This is a genomic window from Streptomyces flaveolus (assembly GCF_000716535.1).
Classification (GTDB): Bacteria; Actinomycetota; Actinomycetes; order Streptomycetales; family Streptomycetaceae; genus Streptomyces; species Streptomyces flaveolus_A.
Map to the genome: position 1 here is coordinate 68,488 of NZ_JNWV01000017.1, position 17,811 is coordinate 86,298.

Annotated in this window: 15 protein-coding genes; 7 read left to right on the forward strand and 8 right to left on the reverse strand. The window is 70.0% G+C overall.

The genetic code is table 11. From position 1 onward, the window contains the following. Window positions 1-28 precede the first annotated feature (28 nt). Window positions 29-388 carry an Lsr2 family DNA-binding protein gene (locus tag OO52_RS52100; RefSeq protein WP_234339794.1) on the forward strand — a complete coding sequence of 120 codons (360 nt, stop codon included), beginning with the start codon at window positions 29-31 and terminating at the stop codon, window positions 386-388. 203 nt (window positions 389-591) lie between these two features. On the opposite strand, the gene OO52_RS19470 is transcribed toward OO52_RS52100, so the two are convergent. Together OO52_RS19470 and OO52_RS19475 are read right to left on the reverse strand one after the other, a co-directional pair. Continuing rightward, window positions 592-1,794, reverse strand: coding sequence for a cysteine desulfurase-like protein (locus OO52_RS19470; RefSeq protein ID WP_030647780.1), 1,203 nt, complete (start codon window positions 1,792-1,794; stop codon window positions 592-594). Between the two features lie 237 nt (window positions 1,795-2,031). After that, a complete protein-coding gene (locus OO52_RS19475; protein ID WP_030647783.1) occupies window positions 2,032-3,921 on the reverse strand; it encodes an ABC transporter ATP-binding protein in 1,890 nt (629 codons plus the stop codon). Window positions 3,922-4,570: 649 nt separating this feature from the next. On the opposite strand from OO52_RS19475, the gene OO52_RS19480 reads away from it, so the two are divergent. Beyond that, window positions 4,571-5,659 (forward strand): Ku protein, encoded by a 1,089-nt coding sequence (locus OO52_RS19480; RefSeq protein ID WP_030647786.1) that lies wholly within the window; start codon window positions 4,571-4,573, stop codon window positions 5,657-5,659. A gap of 326 nt (window positions 5,660-5,985) precedes the next feature. On the opposite strand, the gene OO52_RS52780 is transcribed toward OO52_RS19480, so the two are convergent. Next, window positions 5,986-6,297 carry a DUF6233 domain-containing protein gene (locus tag OO52_RS52780; protein ID WP_234338000.1) on the reverse strand — a complete coding sequence of 104 codons (312 nt, stop codon included), beginning with the start codon at window positions 6,295-6,297 and terminating at the stop codon, window positions 5,986-5,988. Between the two features lie 15 nt (window positions 6,298-6,312). On the opposite strand from OO52_RS52780, the gene OO52_RS19490 reads away from it, so the two are divergent. Continuing rightward, window positions 6,313-6,591, forward strand: coding sequence for a hypothetical protein (locus OO52_RS19490; RefSeq protein ID WP_030647789.1), 279 nt, complete (start codon window positions 6,313-6,315; stop codon window positions 6,589-6,591). A 252-nt stretch (window positions 6,592-6,843) separates the two neighbouring features. Here OO52_RS19490 and OO52_RS19495 read toward each other — a convergent pair whose 3' ends face one another. Beyond that, entirely contained in the window at window positions 6,844-7,488 is a 645-nt protein-coding gene (locus tag OO52_RS19495; protein ID WP_030647792.1) for a TetR/AcrR family transcriptional regulator, read from the reverse strand. Between the two features lie 166 nt (window positions 7,489-7,654). Here OO52_RS19495 and OO52_RS19500 point away from each other — a divergent pair, with 166 nt between their 5' ends. After that, window positions 7,655-8,617 carry a zinc-dependent alcohol dehydrogenase family protein gene (locus tag OO52_RS19500; RefSeq protein ID WP_030647796.1) on the forward strand — a complete coding sequence of 321 codons (963 nt, stop codon included), beginning with the start codon at window positions 7,655-7,657 and terminating at the stop codon, window positions 8,615-8,617. A gap of 610 nt (window positions 8,618-9,227) precedes the next feature. On the opposite strand, the gene OO52_RS19505 is transcribed toward OO52_RS19500, so the two are convergent. The 4 genes from OO52_RS19505 to OO52_RS19520 all read right to left on the reverse strand — a co-directional run bounded on the left by OO52_RS19505 (window position 9,228) and on the right by OO52_RS19520 (window position 13,327). Beyond that, the gene (locus OO52_RS19505) at window positions 9,228-10,259 is read right to left on the reverse strand and encodes a LacI family DNA-binding transcriptional regulator (protein WP_030647799.1); all 1,032 of its coding nucleotides are present in this window, start codon (window positions 10,257-10,259) and stop codon (window positions 9,228-9,230) included. Between the two features lie 73 nt (window positions 10,260-10,332). After that, window positions 10,333-11,166 (reverse strand): ATP-binding cassette domain-containing protein, encoded by an 834-nt coding sequence (locus OO52_RS19510; protein WP_030647802.1) that lies wholly within the window; start codon window positions 11,164-11,166, stop codon window positions 10,333-10,335. Continuing rightward, window positions 11,163-12,176, reverse strand: a complete 1,014-nt coding sequence (locus OO52_RS19515; RefSeq protein WP_030647805.1) for an ABC transporter permease — start codon at window positions 12,174-12,176, stop codon at window positions 11,163-11,165. The genes OO52_RS19510 and OO52_RS19515 overlap by 4 nt, the downstream gene beginning before the upstream one ends. A 128-nt stretch (window positions 12,177-12,304) precedes the next feature. Further along, window positions 12,305-13,327: a sugar ABC transporter substrate-binding protein gene (locus OO52_RS19520; protein WP_030647807.1), complete on the reverse strand. Its 1,023-nt coding sequence runs from the start codon at window positions 13,325-13,327 to the stop codon at window positions 12,305-12,307. A gap of 247 nt (window positions 13,328-13,574) precedes the next feature. Between OO52_RS19520 and OO52_RS19525 the strand changes: the two genes are divergently transcribed. The 3 genes from OO52_RS19525 (at window position 13,575) to OO52_RS19535 (ending at window position 17,673) form a co-directional block, all read left to right on the forward strand. Next, on the forward strand, window positions 13,575-14,537 hold the full coding sequence (locus OO52_RS19525) for a carbohydrate kinase family protein (RefSeq protein WP_030647810.1): 963 nt from the start codon (window positions 13,575-13,577) through the stop codon (window positions 14,535-14,537). Between the two features lie 225 nt (window positions 14,538-14,762). Then, on the forward strand, window positions 14,763-17,324 hold the full coding sequence (locus tag OO52_RS19530; protein ID WP_030647813.1) for a glycoside hydrolase family 32 protein: 2,562 nt from the start codon (window positions 14,763-14,765) through the stop codon (window positions 17,322-17,324). A gap of 46 nt (window positions 17,325-17,370) precedes the next feature. Next, the gene (locus OO52_RS19535; protein ID WP_030647816.1) at window positions 17,371-17,673 is read left to right on the forward strand and encodes a putative quinol monooxygenase; all 303 of its coding nucleotides are present in this window, start codon (window positions 17,371-17,373) and stop codon (window positions 17,671-17,673) included. The last annotated feature ends 138 nt before the right edge of the window (window positions 17,674-17,811 follow it).

Genomic DNA, 17,811 nt, shown 5'->3' on the forward strand with positions numbered 1-17,811 from the left:
TGCCCCCCGCCGAGGAGCCGCCTGTGGAGTGGCCGAGCGTCGAATCCACACTCGGCCTGCGCCTTCCCGAGGACTACAGGAGGCTCACCGCGACCTACGACCCGGGACGCTTCGCGAACTACCTCTGGATCCTGACCCGGTTCCTCGCCTCCGTCCTCAGCGGCGACACGACCGTTCCCCAGTTCCCAGGGGGCTTCTGCAAGGCGGCATCTGCTTCGAGCCGTCACGCCTGGACGAGTGGTCCCCACCTCTGCCACCAGCACGTGCCCCCTCCCACACCCAGGACATCCGAGCATGGGGGCGTGCGAACGGATACGACGTCCCGATGCGCGGACGCATTCCCGCAGGAGTCCGACAGGCGTGGGAACAAGCACACCCAAACAACTGATCACGGCGGAGTGCCAGGATGGAGAGCAGGTCTGCGTCCGGCAAGCCGCGGTGATCCCGCGCCGAAGCCGAAGCCGAAGCGGAAACCGAAGCGGCGCGGCGTTCGCCCCGGCTACCGTCGGCATCGGCCACAACCAGGAGCTCGCCCTGGAGGACCCGATCCGCCCCTTCCGCGCTATGACCCCGGTCGGGCCCTGGACGCCTTCACGCCACGAGGCTCGCCAGCGCAGCCAGCAGCCGGTCGACGTCCTCCTCGTTGGTGTAGGGGGCGAGCCCGACCCGTACGGCGCCCGTGTCGCCCAGGCCGAGCCGGCGGGAAGCCTCCAGGGCGTAGAACGAGCCGGCCGGGGCGTCGACGCCCTGCGCCGCGAGGTGCGCCGCGACCTGCGCGGAGTCGTGACCGTCCAGCGAGAACAGCAGCGTCGGGGTGCGTCGTGCGGCGCGCGAGTACACGGTGACGCCGGGGAGGTCCCTCAGTCCCCGCACGATCCGCTCGCGCAGGGCGTCCTCGTGCGCCTCCAGTTCCGCGAACGCGGCCAGCAGGCGTTCGCGGCGGGTGCCGGACGGCTGCGGTGCCAGATCGGCGAGGAAGTCCACCGCCGCGCGGGTCCCGGCCAGCAACTCGTAGGGCAGCGTGCCCAGTTCGAAACGCTCGGGCACGGCGTCGGAGGAGGGCAGCAGCTTGTCCGGGCGCAGCGTCTCGAGCAGTTCCGGCCGGGCCGCCAGGACACCGAGGTGCGGTCCGAGGAACTTGTACGGCGAGCAGCCCAGGGTGTCCGCGCCGAGCGCGGTCAGGTCGACCGGCGCGTGGGCGGCGTAGTGCACGGCGTCCACGTGCAGCAGCGCGCCGACGTCGTGTGCGAGGGCAGCGAGGGTGGGGACGTCGGGGCGGGTGCCGATGAGGTTGGAGGCCGCGGTCACGGCGACCAGCCGGGTGCGTGGCGACAGCACGGTCTCGATGTGCTCGGGGTGGAGTTCGCCCGTGGCCGGGTCGAAGTCCGCCCAGCGGACGGTGGCGCCGACCGCGCTGGCCGCATGGACCCACGGCCGGATGTTGGAGTCGTGGTCGAGGCGGGTGACGACCACCTCGTCGCCGGGTCCCCAGTCCTTGGCGAGCGTGCGGGAGACGTCGTAGGCGAGTTGCGTGGAGCTGCGGCCGAAGACGATGCCGTTCGGCTGTGCGCCGAGCAGGTCGGCGAGGGCGGCGCGGGACGCCGCGACGATGGCCTCCGCGTTGCGCTCGCCCTCCGTGACGTGCCCTCGGTTGGCCAGCGGACGGGACAGTGCGTCCACGATCGCGTCGATGACCGGCTGCGGTGTCTGCGTGCCGCCGGGTGCGTCGAAGCGAGCCGTACCGGATTTCAGCGAGGGTACCTGTGCGCGGATCGCGGCGACGTCGAGGGCCATGGGTGCTCCTGGAGGTGTCGGGTGTCTGCCCGGTGACAGCCTCGCATGCCGCGTGGCCTGCCGGAATGCCTGCCGGGGCCGTCCCTGCGGTGGGCTCGGCAGGCTGCGGCCGTCCCCCCACCGTGAGATCGGGGGCGAACTTCTCGGACGTTTCTGTTGTGGACCCGCCCCCCAGGTGCTTTTCCCGTGCGCCGGCGCTGATGGGCAAGGGCGCACGGCTCGGCGGCCCAGGGGTCGTCAGCGGTCCTGGGAGAGCTCCAGGAGTTCGGCGAAGGTTCCGCCGGCGTGGACGAGGTCGTCGTACCTGCCCTGTTCGGTGATGCGGCCGTGCTCCATCACGATGATGTGGTCGGCGATCTTCGTGTTCTCCAGGCGGTGGGTGACCACGATGGTGACGCGGTCGGCGGCGATGGCCTTGATCTGTTCGAAGATCTGGTGCTCGCCGCGCGGGTCCATCTGGGAGGTGGGCTCGTCGAGGATGAGGAGCTCGGGCTGCCGGTACAGGGCCCTGGAGCAGGCGACGCGCTGCCACTGGCCGCCGGACAGCTCTGAGCCGCCGAAGACTTCGCGGGACAGCAGTGTGTCCAGGCCGGCGGGGAGGTCCTCGACGGCTTCACGCAGGCCGACCGCGTCGATGGCCTCCCACACCGGGGTGTCGTGGTGGGTGCGGGGCTGGCCGAGGGTGATGTTCTCGCGGACCCGCAGCGGCCACTGGGCGAAGATCTGCGGCACCAGGCCGGTGCAGCGCCAGACGGTCGCGGGGTCGACCTCGGCGAGGTCGGTGCCGTTCCAGGTGACTTTGCCCTTGTCGGGCAGGTAGATCCCGGTGAGCAGCCGGGTGAGCGTGGACTTTCCCGAGCCGTTCGCTCCGACGATGGCGAGGATCTGGCCCCGCTGAAGGGTGAGGGAGACACCGTCGACGGCGGGCTTGTCCTTGCCCGGGTACTGGTAGACGACTTCCTCGAGGCGGATCTCCCCGACGGGTGCGGCGAGTTCACGGGGCCCGCGCTCGGGGGCCCGGGTGGCGGCGTCGTCGAGGAAGGCCTGCATGTCGCTCAGGTACAGGCTGGTGTGGAAGACGGCGGCACCGTTGACGACGACCTGCGAGAGAGCGGCGAGTGTGGTCTGGACGGCGATGACGGCCGTTGCCGCGACCGCGAGTTCGATCCGGCCCGTCACGGCCAGCCACGCGAGAGCTCCCCACGTCGCGACGACGAACACACCGCCGGCCAGCGCAGAGAGGAGGGCGATCCGCAGGGTTCGCGGCGCCGCGGCCAGGGTGCGCCGGTCACACCGGTCGGACAGGGCCCGGTACCAGTAGACGAGGTAGTCGGTCATCGAGTTGGCACGGACCTCGTCGCCGTACTTGGGCGTGGTCGCCCACCAGCGCATCATGCCGCGCACGTTGCGGTCGGCGACGTTGGCGTAGTGGATCTCGTAATCGACCCGGGCGGTCAGGACGGCACCGACACCGGCCGGCAGCACGGCGAGCAGCAGCAGCGGCAGCATCAGCGGGTTCAGCACCGACAGCACACCGCCGGCGGTGATCATGCGGATCAACGCGGACATGAACCGCTGGGCGTCGGAGACCATGACGTGCGTGCGGATCACGCCCATCTCGGCCGCCTCGTACCGGTCGGAGAACCCGTCCTCCGCGTATGCCGCCGCCTCCACCCGGCAGACCGCCTCGACCAGGGCCGTGTCCGTCTCCGTGATCAACCGCGGGGTGACGCGTCGCTCGGCGTACGCGGCCACGGCCCCCGCGGCGCGGCCCAGCGCGGCGGCGACCGCCACCACCAGGAGCGCGGGCAAGGCGCCGCGCAGCCTCTCCCCGGCGGAGCCGGACCCGAGGACCGGTACCATCGCGCGGGAGGTGGCTGCCAGCAGCACGGCGGCCGAGACGCCCGTGACCACCTGGCAGCCGAACAGGAGCTGCACCGCGCTCCGGTCGGTACGCCACGACAGCCGGGCGATGCGGCCCAGGACAGTCGGGATCTGCCCGCACATCCGCCGGAAGGAGGCCTCCGCCAGTGGGTTGACGGAGTACTGCCCGCTGTAGGTGATCTCCGCCGGCGGCGGAGGAGGCGGTGCGGTGTCCTGCTGTTCACTCGTAGCGGCCGAGGTCAACGTGGTCCCCCTTGACGGTCGTCCGGCGTGGTCGTGAGCTTCAACGACCCAGCTGGGATATCGAACACATTTGTTTCGGTCGCTCTCGAAATCCCGAGATAGAGCGCATGTCGGAGCGTGGACCATGCATCAACCCGTCTCCGGTAACAGGTGTGGAAGGAACGGGGTTTGGCCGAAACGCCGCTGTCCGCCCGGCCGCAGAGCACGTCGGTGGATCCGGTCCGGCAATCGGCGGCATCGGCCCGGGGGGCTTGCTGTGCCCTGGCCCGGCGGGAGACGGAACGGGTCAACCACGAGACCCTCGCCCGCTTCTCCGGCAATAGCACGGCGCCCCCCTCCGAGGAGGACCGGCACATGAGGCAGATGGGCAGCCGGCCCGGGACCCGCGGTCGTACAAGCTCGACGGCAGCGGCTTCGTCGGCCAACCGAGCGACGACGACTTCGACGACACCGTCAAGGGCTCCGAGTCGGCGGGCTCACTGTTCACCGAGGACGTCACCGCCTGCCTGCCGGACCGCCTGCCCGGCCGCCGTTCGGGTGCCTGACCTGCGGCCCAGCGGGCGCGGTACGGAGCGTGGTGCGAGCGTGGATACGACAGGCGTGTGCCGGACACCGGGGCATGCCGTGGCCTGAGGGACGGAGCACGATCATGGCGCGGGCGATCTGGACAGGAGTGATCACCTTCGGGCTGGTCACCGTGCCCGTGGGGCTGTACACCGCGACCGGGGACCATACCGTCCACTTCCACCAGTTGCAGCGCGGCACCTCGGACCGGGTCCGCAACAAGCGGGTGAACGAACGCACCGGCGACGAGGTCGACACCAGCGACATCGTCAAGGGCTACGAGCTCGACGAGGGCCAGTACGTCGTGGTCGAGCCCGACGAGCTGGACGAGATCGCGCCGGGCCGCTCCCAGACCATCGACATCACCGACTTCGTCGACCTCGACCGGATCGAGCCGGTGTACTTCGACCGCACCTACTACATCGCCCCCCGCGGCAAGGAGTACACCCAGGTCTACGAGCTGCTGCGCGCCGCCCTGGCCGAGTCCAACAGGGCCGGGATCGCCACCTTCGTCATGCGGAACAAGCAGTACCTGACCGCGCTGCGCGCGGAGGACAAGGTGCTGGTGTTGCAGACGCTGCACTGGGCGGATGAGGTCCGTGACCCGGGCCAGGAGCTTCCCGAACTGCCCTCGGGCCGGGCAGGGCGGGGCAAGCAGCTGGACATGGCGCTGCAACTGGTCGATGCCCTCAGCTCCGACTGGGATCCCAGGAAGTATCACGACACCTACCAGGAGAAGGTGCGCGAGCTGGTCAAGGCCAAGGCCGAGGGCCGGCAGATCGCGGCGGCGGAGGAGCCGCCGGAGGCGACCAACGTGATCGATCTGATGAGGGTCCTCGAAGGAAGCCTGCGGTCGGCGCGATCCGGCCGCGGCGGCAAGGAACAGGCGGGCGAGCGGAAGGGGAGAGCCGCGCCGCGCAAGGCGGCTGCCAGGTCGTCGGAAGGCACGTCGGTGAAGACGTCTGCGCGGAAGGCTCCGCCGAAGAAGGCGGGCGCGGCGCGGGCCCGCGACCGGGGTGCCGGCGGCAAGAGGGAGCTGGAAAAGCTGAGCAAGGCGGAGTTGTACCAGCGGGCGACCGAGCAGGACGTTCCCGGCCGGTCGAAAATGAACCGCGAGGAACTCATCGACGCCCTCGCCCGCAGCGGCCGCCGCCGCAAGAAGACCGCCGCCTGACCACTCCCGGTCGCGCCCGCAGTCGTACACATGCGCCGGCGATCTACGGCCGCGCTCTCGACGCACGTCCAGGTGGAAGCGCGGCCCTACAGCGGCCAGGCCCGGCTCAGCCCTATGCCGAGAATCAGTAGGCGCGTGGGAATGTTCGTCGGGCCGGTGTGGTTGTACCGGGCGTGATGGTGAAGGGGACAGTGTCCCCGGGCCTCATCCATTGCATGCGAGGACGATCGTTCGGCTGAAGCCTCGCATTGCCTTTCGCCGCGTAGGCGACCGCCCTTCACCATCACACCCCTCGCGGGTTCTGCCCCGGCCTGAGCTCATTCGCTTCAGGGCACGATGCCGAGGGCCTTGTCCCGTCGACAGTGCACGCGCGGCGGCACCTGGCTTCTGAGTGCATCGAGAGCCTGCCCGCGCGTGGCTGGCCGGCAGCGGCCGCTCTTCCTCGCGGCCCGGCAGTCGCCGACGTGCACCGCGTCGACGTCGTCCCGGTCGAGGCCGTACAGGCTCAGCCAGGCTGCCGGTGACGGCCGCACCCGCTCTCCCGGTGCCGCTCCGCCTCCCGCCGTTCCTCCTCGGTGCTCCAGCGGTCGAGTTGGGGACTGCTTCCCAGGCACACATATTCGCCTGCGGGCCTCCATGCGACGATCGGTCGCATGAATAGCCACCAGCCGCCAGACGGGTGGACGCTCCAACAGATTCGAGATGTCTCCGGGGATACCCGAGCCGAGGTACTCAGCCCGGATCGAACCGTCGTGTACTACGACGCCCCTGGCGAGGTTCTTCACCCCACGCTCGTCCTTGGGTTCGGCGAACTCTGCATCGTGAAGGTCTCCAATGACGACGACTGGTACATGGGCAGCCTGAACGACGACGGCAGCGTCATCTGCTGGAGCATCTACGCCGATCTGTATGAGGCGCTGCGTGGTTTGTAGGCCCCAGCAATGGGCGACACCCCGCTCGTCTCCGGCGGTATCGGCGTCCACGCCCGCACCAGGTAGGTGAGGGGGCCGCAGGCCGATCAGCGCCCTCGAAGCTTCCGACGCTCCGCCGGGTCCTCGGACCCAGCCTGCCGTCGCGGCCACCGGCTGGGTGACAGGGCCCGCCGGTCGGCGTCCGTGAGCCGCTTCTCCTTGGGAGAGGACGTCCCTGAGGAGCAAGGTGTTGACGTGTACCAACGCCTCGCTTCATGGCGTGCCGGGCGAGTGCGTGAGCTGCAGGCGTGGTGCGGGCGGCAACGACGTAGGCGCTCCTGTCTCTGGTGCGGCACGGAACGCCTCGATCACGTAGGCGGCGAAGCGGCGGGAGGCCGTGACCCGGGCGGCTCGGGGCGTGTCCTGGAGGCCCCGGTGGGCCAGGAGCATGAGGATCAGGTCGTCGACGACGAAGCCGGGGCGCAGCCGGCCGGCCTTCTGGGCGCGGCGGGCCAGTTCGCCGACCGCGTGCAGTGTCTGCTCCCGGTCGGCGGCGAAGTCCATGGCCCCGGGGAAGGCCGCCATGAAGGCGTCGGCGAACCCCCGGCTGTGCGCGTGGAGTTCGCAGATCCGCTCGATCAGGATTTGGAATCCGTGCCAGGGGTCAGGGTCCGCAAGAGCCTCGCGCACGGCGGCACGGCAGGCCCGCCGCTGCTCCGCGAAGGTCTCCAGGATCAGTGCCTGCTTGGTCGGGAAGTGCCGGTACAGCGTGGCGGGGCCGACGCCTGCGTGCCGGGCGACCTCGCGCATGGGCGCGCTCAGGCCTTCTTCGCCGAACACCGCACGGGCGGCGTCCAGGATGCGGGCCCGGTTGTCGCGGGCGTCGGAGCGCACGGTCCGAGGCAAATGGTCGGTCATCGTTTCTCACTTTAGCCAAGCGGACGGAGGCGTCCGTTACGGTCCGATACCGGTGCTGCCACCCCGTTCCTGCACGTCGCCGCTGGTGCCCCGACTACGGGGGCCGGCTCGACGCCGAACGGTGCAGCAGCCCCGTTCCGTCCCTCCACCCATTCGAGGAGCAGAGATGAAAGCCGTCGTGATCAGGACGTTCGGCGACCCAGATGGCCTGGAGGTTGTCGATGTGCCCGCGCCCGTTCCTGCCCCGGGGCAGGTGCAGATCGCCACGGAGGCGATCGGGGTGGGTGGCGTGGACGCCGTGATCCGCCGGGGAACGCTCGCGGCCTACGGTTTCCGGGAAGGCCACCTCCTCGGCAGCGAGGTCGCGGGAAGGGTCACCGCGGTGGGAGAGGGCGTGGACGCCTCCTGGACCGGGCGGCGGGTGTGGGCGTTCACCGGCCTGTCCGGTGGGTATGCCGAGCAGGCCGTCGCCGCGGTCGAGGACGTCCTTGAGCTGCCCGACGGTCTGACCGGCGCCGACGCGGTGACTCTCGGCGGCTCCGGCGTGGTCGCCCACTTCGCCCTGGACCGGGCCCGTTGCACGCCCGGCGAGACGGTGCTAGTGCGCGGTGCGGCGGGCAGCATCGGGATCACGGCGGTCCAACTCGCGGCCAGGGGTGGCGCGAGCGCGGTGGCGGTGACCACCTCCTCGGTGGAGCGTGGCGCCCGCATGCGAGACCTGGGCGCGACCCATGTCCTTGATCGCGCCGGCGAGGGCGGCCCGGACGCGCCGGCGGGCTTCGACGTGGTGATCGATGTGGTGGGAGGCCCCCAACTGCCCTATTTCTTGGACAGGTTGAACTCCAACGGGCGGTACGTGGCTGTCGGCGTGGTCGGCGGGCAGCCGCCCGCGGACTTCGGCATGCGGTTGATGGACGCCTTCCGCAGGTCGTTGTCGTTCGCCACTTTCAGCTCCGACACCGTGCCCGGCCCCGACCGGCAGGCCGTGCGGTCGTCCCAGTTCGCCGACGCCGCGCACGGGAACCTGCGCACCGTCGTGCACGAGGTGTTGCCCCTGGACCGGGCCGTGCTGGCCCACCGCGCGATGGACGCGGGAGAGGTCTTCGGCAGGGTCGTGCTGGCGCCCTGAGCCGGGCGGGGACGCTACGCCTGCGGCGCGCGCGCAGATGGCGAAGAGCCGATGAAGGAGTTTCCGCGCTGCTGCCGAAGACGCCGCTGTCGGAGACGCCGGAGCCGGAGACGCCGGAGCCCGAGCGGCCGGTACAGGTGCCGGACCTCATGACCGCGCTGAACGCCTCGCCCGCCCTGACGTCCCGTATGCACGTCGCCCCACCCCTCACAGCCGCTGGGCGTTCACGCAGGTCACCACCGGATTCCGGCTGGTCGGGGTGCAGACATCCCCGTCGCGGCCAGGAACCGGGACGCGCGGGCGGCCGGTCGCGCACCAGCCGTGGCCTCCGCGCCGTCCCGCCGTCAGCGCGGCGGCATCGTCAGCGTGGCGGCACCGTCAGACGGGGAACGTCGACGGGGGAGAGGCCGGTCCGGGCGCGCTGCCGGCGCGCGGGATGATGCGGCCGGCGGTCGGCGGGTTGCGGGCGACGTCGCCCCCGACTTCCACCAGCCCCGGTCACCGGCTGACCGATCCGCGGGTGAGGCCCGGGATCTGACAGCACCGTTGTGGACCGGGGTCTGCTGCGTTCGTGCCGTCGTAGACGTGCTCCAGAACCGGCTGCCTCAGGTCACGCTTCCTGTCCCACCGGGGCAGGGCGCTCCGCCGAGCCGCGGACGATCAGACGGGTGGGCACGGTGAGGGTGCGGGCACGGGTGCGGTCGCCGTCGAGGCGTGCGAGGGCGGTGGTCGCGGCCATCCTGCCGATCTCCTCGGGGTCCTGGGCGACGACGGTCAGAGCCGGTTCGAGTGCCTCGGCGAGCGGTACGTCGTCGAAGGCGACCACGGCGACGTCCTTGCGCCGGGTGCGCGAGAGTTCGGTGACGATGCCCAGGGCGACGATGTTGTTGCCGGCGAACAGCGCGGTGGGGGGATTCGGCAGGGCGAGCAGTTGGGAGGTGGCGGTGGCGGCCGTGTGCTGGTCGTGGGCGTTGGCGACCAGCGAGCGGTCGTACGGGAGGCCCGCTTCCTGGAGGGCCGAGCGGTAACCGGCCAGGCGCTCGCGGCGGGTGTAGAGGTTGGTGGGGAGGTCGGCGATGAAGCCGATGCGGCGGTGGCCGTGGGCGATCAGGTGGGCGACGCCCTCGTGGGTCCCCGCACGGTTGGAGCTGACGACGCTGTCCGTGGACAGGCCCACTCCCGGCCGGTCGAGGAAGACCACGGGCATCCCGGCGGCGCGGTGGGACCGGAGGTAGGCGTGGTCGGCGCCCACCGTCGGAGTGATCATCAGGATGCTGACGCGGCGAGCGAGGAATTTGTCCGTCAGGTTGCGTTCGCGGTCGGGGTCATCGGCGGAGGAGCCCATGAGGAGGGTCAGTCCGCGGTCGCCGACGGTGTCCTCGATGCTGCGGGCCACGGCTCCGAAGAAGGGGTTGCCGAGGTCCGGCACGACCAGTCCGATGGTGGTGTCGGGTCCGCCGACGCGGATGTTGCGTGCCATGAGGTTCGGCTGGAAGCCGAGTCTGGCCACGGCGGCGAGCACCCGCTTCCTGGTCTGCGCCGAGGCGGGACCGTCCTCGTTGAGGACGCGGGAGACTGTCTTGGCGCTGACGCCCACTTCGCGTGCGACGTCGGCCAGGGTGGGACGGCGGTTCGCTGCCATGGAGCAAACGTCTCCTGTGCTCGTCGGTTCCGGCCTCGGCCTCGGCCGGAATCCGCGAGTGCTTCGTCGTCAGTCAGGTGGCCTGGACTCCGGCGGCCTTCGCCGCTTCGGAATCCGCTACGACAGTACCTCCGGCCTCGTCCACGGTGAGTGCCCCGGTCATGATTGCCACGACCTCCGCCATGGAGTAGTCGGAGGGTTTGATCAGGGCGGCCCGCCTGCCCAGCCGGTGGACGTGGATCCGGTCGGCGATCTCGAACACGTGGGGCATGTTGTGGCTGATCAGCACGACCGGCATGCCCTTGTCGCGGACGCGGCGGATGAGGTCCAGGACCTGGCCGGACTCCCGCACGCCGAGGGCGGCGGTGGGTTCGTCCATGACGACGACGCTGCGCGCCCAGGCGACGGAACGGGCCACCGCCACTGCCTGTCGCTGGCCGCCGGAGAGGGTCTCGACCGGCTGGGTGAGCGAACGCAGCCCGATCTTCAGATCCGCCATGTGCTCGGCGGCTTCGTGACGCATGCGCTTCTTGTCCAGCATGCGGAAGACGCTGCCGAGGACGCCCGGCCGGCGAAGCTCGCGGCCGAGGAACATGTTCGAGGCGATGTCCATGGAAGCGGCCACGGCGAGGTCCTGGTAGACCGTCTCGATGCCGTGGGCGCGCGCACTCTGCGGGCCGGAGAAACGGACGGGTTCGCCGTTCAGGCGGATCTCGCCCGCGTCGGGGACGACGGCGCCGGTGAGGGCCTTGATGAGGCTGGTCTTGCCGGCTCCGTTGTCTCCGATGACGGCGAGCACCTCGCCGGGCAGCAGGTCGAAGTCGGCGCCGTCGATGGCGGTGACGTGGCCGTAGCGCTTGACCAGACCGCGGGCCTGCAGGACGGGGGTGGGGGTGACGGCGGTCATCGGGCCTTCTTCCGGGAGATCTGGTCGACGGTCACCGCGAGGATCACCAGGACGCCGGTGATCAGGGTCTGGTAGATGGAGGCGACGCCCACCAGTTGCAGGCCGTTGCGGAACACACCGACGATGAGGACGCCGATGAAGGTGCCCAGGACCGACCCGCGTCCGCCGAAGAGGCTGGTGCCGCCCAGGACCACGGCGGTGATGCTGTCGAGGTTGTCGGTCTGCCCGGCCTGGGGGTCGCCGACTCCGGTGCGGGAGATGAGCAGCAGGGCGGCGATGCCGTAGAGCACTCCGGCCACGGTGTAGACGCCGATGGTCAGCCGGGACGTGCGGATGCCGTTCAGCCGGGCCGCCTCTTGGCTGTTGCCCAGGGCGTAGACGTGCCGGCCCCAGCCGGTGCTGCTCAACGCGTAGGTGAAGAGGAGGAAGAGCGCGATGGTGACCAGGGAGCCGTAGGTGATGTCGGTGTGGCCGAGCGGGAAGGTCTGGCCGAGGGCCGTCAGCGGGCCGGGCAGACTGGTGACCGTCTGCTCCTCCGAGTAGATGTGGGTCAGCGCGAACGCCACATTGAGCATGCCGAGGGTGACGATGAACGGCGGCAGCGGGATCTTCTGCACCAGCAGCCCGTTGAGCAGGCCGAAGCCGCCGCAGACGACCAGGCCCAGAGCGATGGCGACCAGCGGCGGCAGGGAGCCCTCGGCCGCCATCTTGGCGATCACGATGCTGCCGAACGCCATCACGGCACCGCACGACAGGTCGATGCCCGCCGTGAGGATGATCAGCGTCTGGCCGATGGCCAGCGTGCCGACCACCATGACCTGTTGCACGATCAGCGAGAAGTTCCCGCCCGTGAGGAACTGGTCGCTCGAGACGGAGAAGAAGACGCAGGCCAGCACGAGGGCGAGCAGCGGTCCGGTGGTCGGTTGGGTGAGCAGCCTGCGGGCCCAGGTCGGTGCTTTGAGCTCGGCGTACGGCGTCGATGCGGAGGGTGGCGTGGACGTGGCGGTCATGCGAAGTCCTTGTCGGAAGACAGAGGTCCTTGAGGAAGGACGAGGGAAGCGGCCGTCCCGGGTCGGGAGTTGGGGGCCGGCCGCCCCGCTGCTGGGTTTCGAACGGTGACGGCTCGGTGGCGGGCGGCTCAGCCCCAGCAGTTCTCCAGGCCGTAGGCGGTGTCCTTGGAGGCGGCCCCCGGCTGGGTCTTGTCGGCGATGAGCGTGGCGCCGGTGTCGGTGTAACCCGACGCCTTCTTGCCGTCCTTGGCGTACGTCACGACGGCCTTGACGCCCTCGGCGGCCATCTTCAGCGGGTACTGCTGCGAGGTCGCGGCGATCTTGCCGTCCTTGACCGCCTGGGTACCCGTGCAGCCGCCGTCGACGGACACGATCAGGACGTCCTTCTCCCGGCCCTTGGCCTTGAGGGCGGTGTACGCGCCGAGAGCCGCGGGTTCGTTGATGGTGTAGACGACGTTGATGTCGGGCGCCTTCTGCAGGCAGTTCTCCATCGCCGTCTGCCCCTTGGCCTGATCGCCGCCCGTGTCCTGGGAGCAGACGACCGCGGGGTCCTTCTCGCCGATGCCGAAGCCCTTGAGGAAGCCGTTGTGCCGCTGGACTCCGACGGAGACGCCCGGCGCGAGGTCGAGGGTGGCTATCTTGGCGGTCTTGCCCTTCATGGCGCTCTTGGCGTACGCGCCGATCAGCTCGCCGGCCTTGAGGTTGTCGGTGGCGAAGAGGGCGTCGACCGCGCTCTGCGGCTCGGTCGGGGTGTCCAGGGCGATGACCAGGACCCCCTTGGCGCGGGCCTTCTGGATCGCGGGCACGATCGCCTTCGAGTCGCTGGGAGTGATCAGGATGCCCTTCACGCCCGAGGCGACCATGTTCTCGATGGCGGTGACCTGACCGGCGTTGTCACCGTCGAACTTGCCGGCAGCCGTGACCAGTTGGGCGCCGTTGTCCTTGGCGGCCTTCTCCGCGCCCTCCTTCATCTTCACGAAGAACGGGTTGGTGTCGGTCTTGGTGATCAGACCGACCTTGACGCCGCCCGAGCCGGCGTCGCCGGCGCTCGATCCGGAGCCGGACCCGCAGGCCGTCAGGGTGAGGGCCGCGATGCCCGTGCACGCGGCGGCTCTGACGAGGGAGAGGGGCAGACGAAGGGTGCGAGGCATGACTGTCTCCTGCGGAAGTGCGGCGGCGCGGCCGGCATCGAGGCGTGCCGTCCGGGTGATGTCATCGTTGACTTATGTCATCGTTGACACTGCTTGCCGAGGATGATGGACTCCCGCTCCGGCAACGTCAATGCCTTGCAGCTGTCACAAATCGGCAACGCACACGCTTGTTTCCGGAACGCGGCTGATCAGCGGCCTGTGTCAGGCCGCCCCGGTTTGCCCACACGATCGCAGAGAAGAGCAGCCCATGAGTCAGCGTCAGATCACCGTCCTGGGTGAGTGCGTCGCCGACGCCTTCGTCGAATCCGCGAGCGCGTCGAGCGAACTCGCCCTGCGGGTGCTGCCCGGTGGCGGGCCCGCCAACACGGCCGTGGCCCTGGCCCGGCTCGGCACCCCGGCCCGCTTCCTCGCGCGGCTGTCCGGCGACGTCTTCGGCCGGATGTTCCGGGCCCGTCTGGAGGCATCCGGGGTGGACCTGTCGTATGCGGTCCCGGCCGCGGAGTCCAGCACGCTCGCGGTCGCCGAACTGGATGCGCGGGGCCAGGCCGCGTTCTCCTTCCACGCGGAGGCCACCGCCGACTGGCAGTGGACGAACGAGGAGTTGGCCGGGGTGGACCTGTCCGAGACGGCCTGCGTGCACACCGGTTCGCTGGCCCTGGTCCGGGAGCCCGGGGCGGCTGCGGTGGAGGAGTTCCTGGCGACGGCCTCTTCCCTGGCCACCGTCAGCATCGACCCCAACGTCCGGCCCCTGCTGGTGCGCCCCGCGGTCTACCGCGCGAGACTCCGGCGCTGGTGCGGCCTCGCCGACGTGCTGCGCCTGAGCGAGGACGACCTGGAACTCCTGTTGCCGGGAACCCCGCCCGAGCAGGCGTGCGACACCTGGCACGCCGCGGGGACGCGGCTCGTCGTGATCACGCGTGGTGCCGACGGCGCGCTGGTCTCACTCGACGGTGAACGGCTGCGACTGCCCGCCATGGCGACACGGGTCGTCGACACGGTGGGAGCGGGGGACTCCTTCACCGCCGGCCTGCTGCATCACCTCGGTGGCCGCGGACTCCTCGGCGGCCGGCTGGCGGCCCTCCGTCTGGACGAGGTCGCGGAAGCCGCTGCGTTCGCCATCCAGGTCGCGGCCCTGACCTGCTCGGTGGCCGGCCCCAACCCGCCGTGGCAGAGCCGCCCGGGGCAGCTCGTGACGTCGCACGCCGCATGAGGAGCACACGACCCGTGCCGGGGCAATCACGTCCGAACGGTTGACGCGCCGATCGAATGGTGCCCATCATCTGGCCACTCGGTGTCATCGATGACACAAGTCATCGATGACATTCCTGGCCCGGCGACGTGGACGACGGCGCGGGCCAGGTCGCCTACTTCTCGGTCCGTCCGTGCCCGGGCTGCCGGCATCGCCGCGCGGACGGCCGCATCACAGGAGACCTCGATGAGCTCTGGACGCACAACCCGGCCCGCCCGCACGAGGCTGATCGCGGCGGTGGCCACCGTCTGCGCCCTCTCCGCCACCCCGCTCGTCCCCCAGGCCGTCGCCGCCGACACCCCGCCGTACTCCGAGACCTATCGTCCCCAGTTCCACTTCACCCCGCAGAAGAACTGGATGAACGACCCCAACGGTCTCGTGTACTACAAGGGCGAATACCACCTCTTCTACCAGTACAACCCCAACGGCAACTCATGGGGAGACATGTCCTGGGGGCACGCGGTGAGCACGGACCTCGTGCACTGGAAGGACCTGCCGCTCGCCCTGCCGTACGACGACAAGGAGATGGTGTTCTCCGGCAGTGCGGTCGTCGACAGGAACAACACCACCGGCTTCGGCACCAAGTCGAACCCGCCGATGGTGGCGATCTACACCAGCGCCTACAAGGACACGGGCAAGCAGGCGCAGTCACTGGCCTACAGCCTCGACCGCGGCCGCACCTGGACCAAGTACCAGGGCAATCCGGTGCTCGACATCGGGTCCAAGGAGTTCCGTGACCCCAAGGTCCAGTGGTACGAGCCGACCAAGAGCTGGTTGATGACCGTGTCGCTGTCCACCGAGCACAAGGTGCGGTTCTACTCGTCGAAGAACCTCAAGGACTGGGAACTGCTCAGCGAGTTCGGGCCGGCCGGCGCCACGGGCGGTGTGTGGGAGTGCCCCGACCTGTTCCCCCTCGCGGTCGACGGGGACAAGGACCATGTCAAGTGGGTCCTGGTCGTCAACATCAACCCCGGTGGCATCACCGGTGGTTCGGGCGCCCAGTACTTCATCGGTGACTTCGACGGCAAGAAGTTCACGGCCGAGGACAAGGGCACGTACACCCCGCCCGCAGGTACGGTCGTGCAGAACTTCGAAGGCACCGACTACGGCACGTGGACGACCGCCGGCACCGCCTTCGGCCAGGGCCCGGCAGCCGGTGCGGTCGACGGGCAGGGGACCGTCGACGGATTCGACGGACGGCGTCTCGCCAACAGCTTCCACGGCGGCGACTTTGCCACCGGGACCCTCACCTCACCCTCCTTCACCGTCGACAGCCCGTACCTGAACTTCAAGGTCGGCGGAGGACGGCATCCGCACGTGGACGGAACCGTCATGGAGCGGGGAACTCCCCCCGAGGGGACGCTGCTCGCCGATTTCGAAGGCGGCACCTACGGCGACTGGACGAAGACCGGCGACGCCTTCGGCACCGCACCGGCCACCGGCACCCTCCCTGACCAGCAGGAGGTCTCCGGATGGCTGGGCGACGGCCTGGTCAACACCTATCTGAACGGCGACTCCACCACCGGCACGCTCACCTCCCCCCGGTTCACCATCGACAAGGACTACATCGACTTCCTCATCGGCGGCGGCCACCACCCCGCCGGCGACGCGGATCCCACCGCCGTCGAACTCCTCGTCGACGGCAAGGTGGTGCGCAGCGCCACCGGAGACGAGGCCGAGGCCCTCGACTGGGACTCCTGGGACGTGCGCGACCTCGCGGGCAAGGAGGCGCAGATCAGGACCGTCGACGAGAACACCGGCGGCTGGGGCCACATCAACGTCGACCACATCGTGCTGTCCGACACCCGGGCCCAGCCGGTCTCCCGGGAGACGTCGGTCAATCTGCTGGTCGACGGCAAGGTGGTGCGCAGCGCGACCGGCTCCAACAGCGAGGGCCTGGACTGGGCCTCCTTCGACCTGCGCCCCTACGCGGGCAAGAAGGCGCAGATCCAGATCGCCGACATGAACTCCGGCGGCTGGGGCCATGTACTGGCCGATCAGTTCACCGCCGCCGACGCCCCCGCCAGGTCCGTGGTGCAGCGCGCCGACTGGGCCGACTACGGCAAGGACTACTACGCGGCCGTGTCCTGGGAGAACGCCCCCGGTGACAAGCGGTACATGATCGGCTGGATGAACGACTGGGAGTACGGCGGCTCCATCCCCACCTCACCCTGGCGCAGCGCGCAGAGTGTCCCCCGGGAGATGGCCCTGCGCACCATCGACGGCAGGATCCGGCTGGTCAGCAAGCCCGTGACCAGCCTGGCCTCCCTGCGCCAGGGGGATGCGTCGACCACCACCGGCGTCATGGTCACGAACACCTCACAGCCGCTGATCGGCCCCAAGGCCGAGGGCAAGGCACTCGACATCGAGGCGACCTTCTCCCTGAAGGACGCCGAACGGTTCGGTCTGAAGGTGCGCACCGGCGCCGGGGGACAGGAGACCGTCATCGGATACGACACCACGACGCGGGAGCTGTACGTGGACCGTACCCATTCCGGAGCCGTGGACTTCAGCAGCGCCTTCCCCGGCGTCCAGCGGGCGCCGCTCCAGGCCAGGAACGGCAAGGTGAAGCTGCGGATCCTCGTCGACCGGTCGTCCGTCGAGGTCTTCGGCGGCAGCGGCGAGACCGTGATCACCGACCAGATCTTCCCCGATCCGGCCGGCCAGGGAGTGCGGGTCTTCGCCGAGAACGGTTCGGTGGAGCTGGAGCAGGCCCGCGTCCGGCACCTCGGCTCCTACCGCGACTGAGCGATCGACCGGACAACCACAGGCCACGACGCAAGGACACGACACAGTGAAGAAGACCCTGCTCGCCGAGTTCACCGCCCGTAGGGGAACTGAGGACGAGGTCGCCCGCCTGCTGCGGGAGTACGCCCGGAAGGTGCGCGAGGAGGAAGGCAACCTCGTCTTCGACGTCTACACCAAGGCATCCAGCCCACGCGCCTTCTGGATCTTCGAGGTGTACCGCGACGAGGAAGCTTTCCAGACCCACCTGAACGCCCCGTACGGCGGCCCGTTCAACACCGCCCTCACGCCGTCGATCGAGGAGGACGCCTCTGTGCTCACGTTCCTCGATCCACTCGATCCAGCGGCCTGACGCAGCCGGGCCCGCCCCTTGGGCCCGGCCATCGCCGTACGGGACCCCCGTTTCCGGGTGCTCGTGCTGGGCGGCAGTCCGGGGCGTAGATCATCTGCAGGGTGACCCTGCGGGAGGGGGAGTGGGAACGGTCGGTGA

Bases quoted from the DNA above. Each gene is read 5' to 3' on its own strand.
- OO52_RS19490 (WP_030647789.1), top strand. From the start codon at position 6,313: ATGAATAGCCACCAGCCGCCAGACGGGTGGACGCTCCAACAGATTCGA.
- OO52_RS19520 (WP_030647807.1), bottom strand. From the start codon at position 13,327: ATGCCTCGCACCCTTCGTCTGCCCCTCTCCCTCGTCAGAGCCGCCGCG.
- OO52_RS19495 (WP_030647792.1), bottom strand. From the start codon at position 7,488: ATGACCGACCATTTGCCTCGGACCGTGCGCTCCGACGCCCGCGACAAC.
- OO52_RS19505 (WP_030647799.1), bottom strand. From the start codon at position 10,259: ATGGCAGCGAACCGCCGTCCCACCCTGGCCGACGTCGCACGCGAAGTG.
- OO52_RS19515 (WP_030647805.1), bottom strand. From the start codon at position 12,176: ATGACCGCCACGTCCACGCCACCCTCCGCATCGACGCCGTACGCCGAG.
- OO52_RS19510 (WP_030647802.1), bottom strand. From the start codon at position 11,166: ATGACCGCCGTCACCCCCACCCCCGTCCTGCAGGCCCGCGGTCTGGTC.
- OO52_RS19530 (WP_030647813.1), top strand. From the start codon at position 14,763: ATGAGCTCTGGACGCACAACCCGGCCCGCCCGCACGAGGCTGATCGCG.
- OO52_RS19480 (WP_030647786.1), top strand. From the start codon at position 4,571: ATGGCGCGGGCGATCTGGACAGGAGTGATCACCTTCGGGCTGGTCACC.
- OO52_RS52780 (WP_234338000.1), bottom strand. From the start codon at position 6,297: ATGGAGGCCCGCAGGCGAATATGTGTGCCTGGGAAGCAGTCCCCAACT.
- OO52_RS19525 (WP_030647810.1), top strand. From the start codon at position 13,575: ATGAGTCAGCGTCAGATCACCGTCCTGGGTGAGTGCGTCGCCGACGCC.
- OO52_RS19500 (WP_030647796.1), top strand. From the start codon at position 7,655: ATGAAAGCCGTCGTGATCAGGACGTTCGGCGACCCAGATGGCCTGGAG.
- OO52_RS19470 (WP_030647780.1), bottom strand. From the start codon at position 1,794: ATGGCCCTCGACGTCGCCGCGATCCGCGCACAGGTACCCTCGCTGAAA.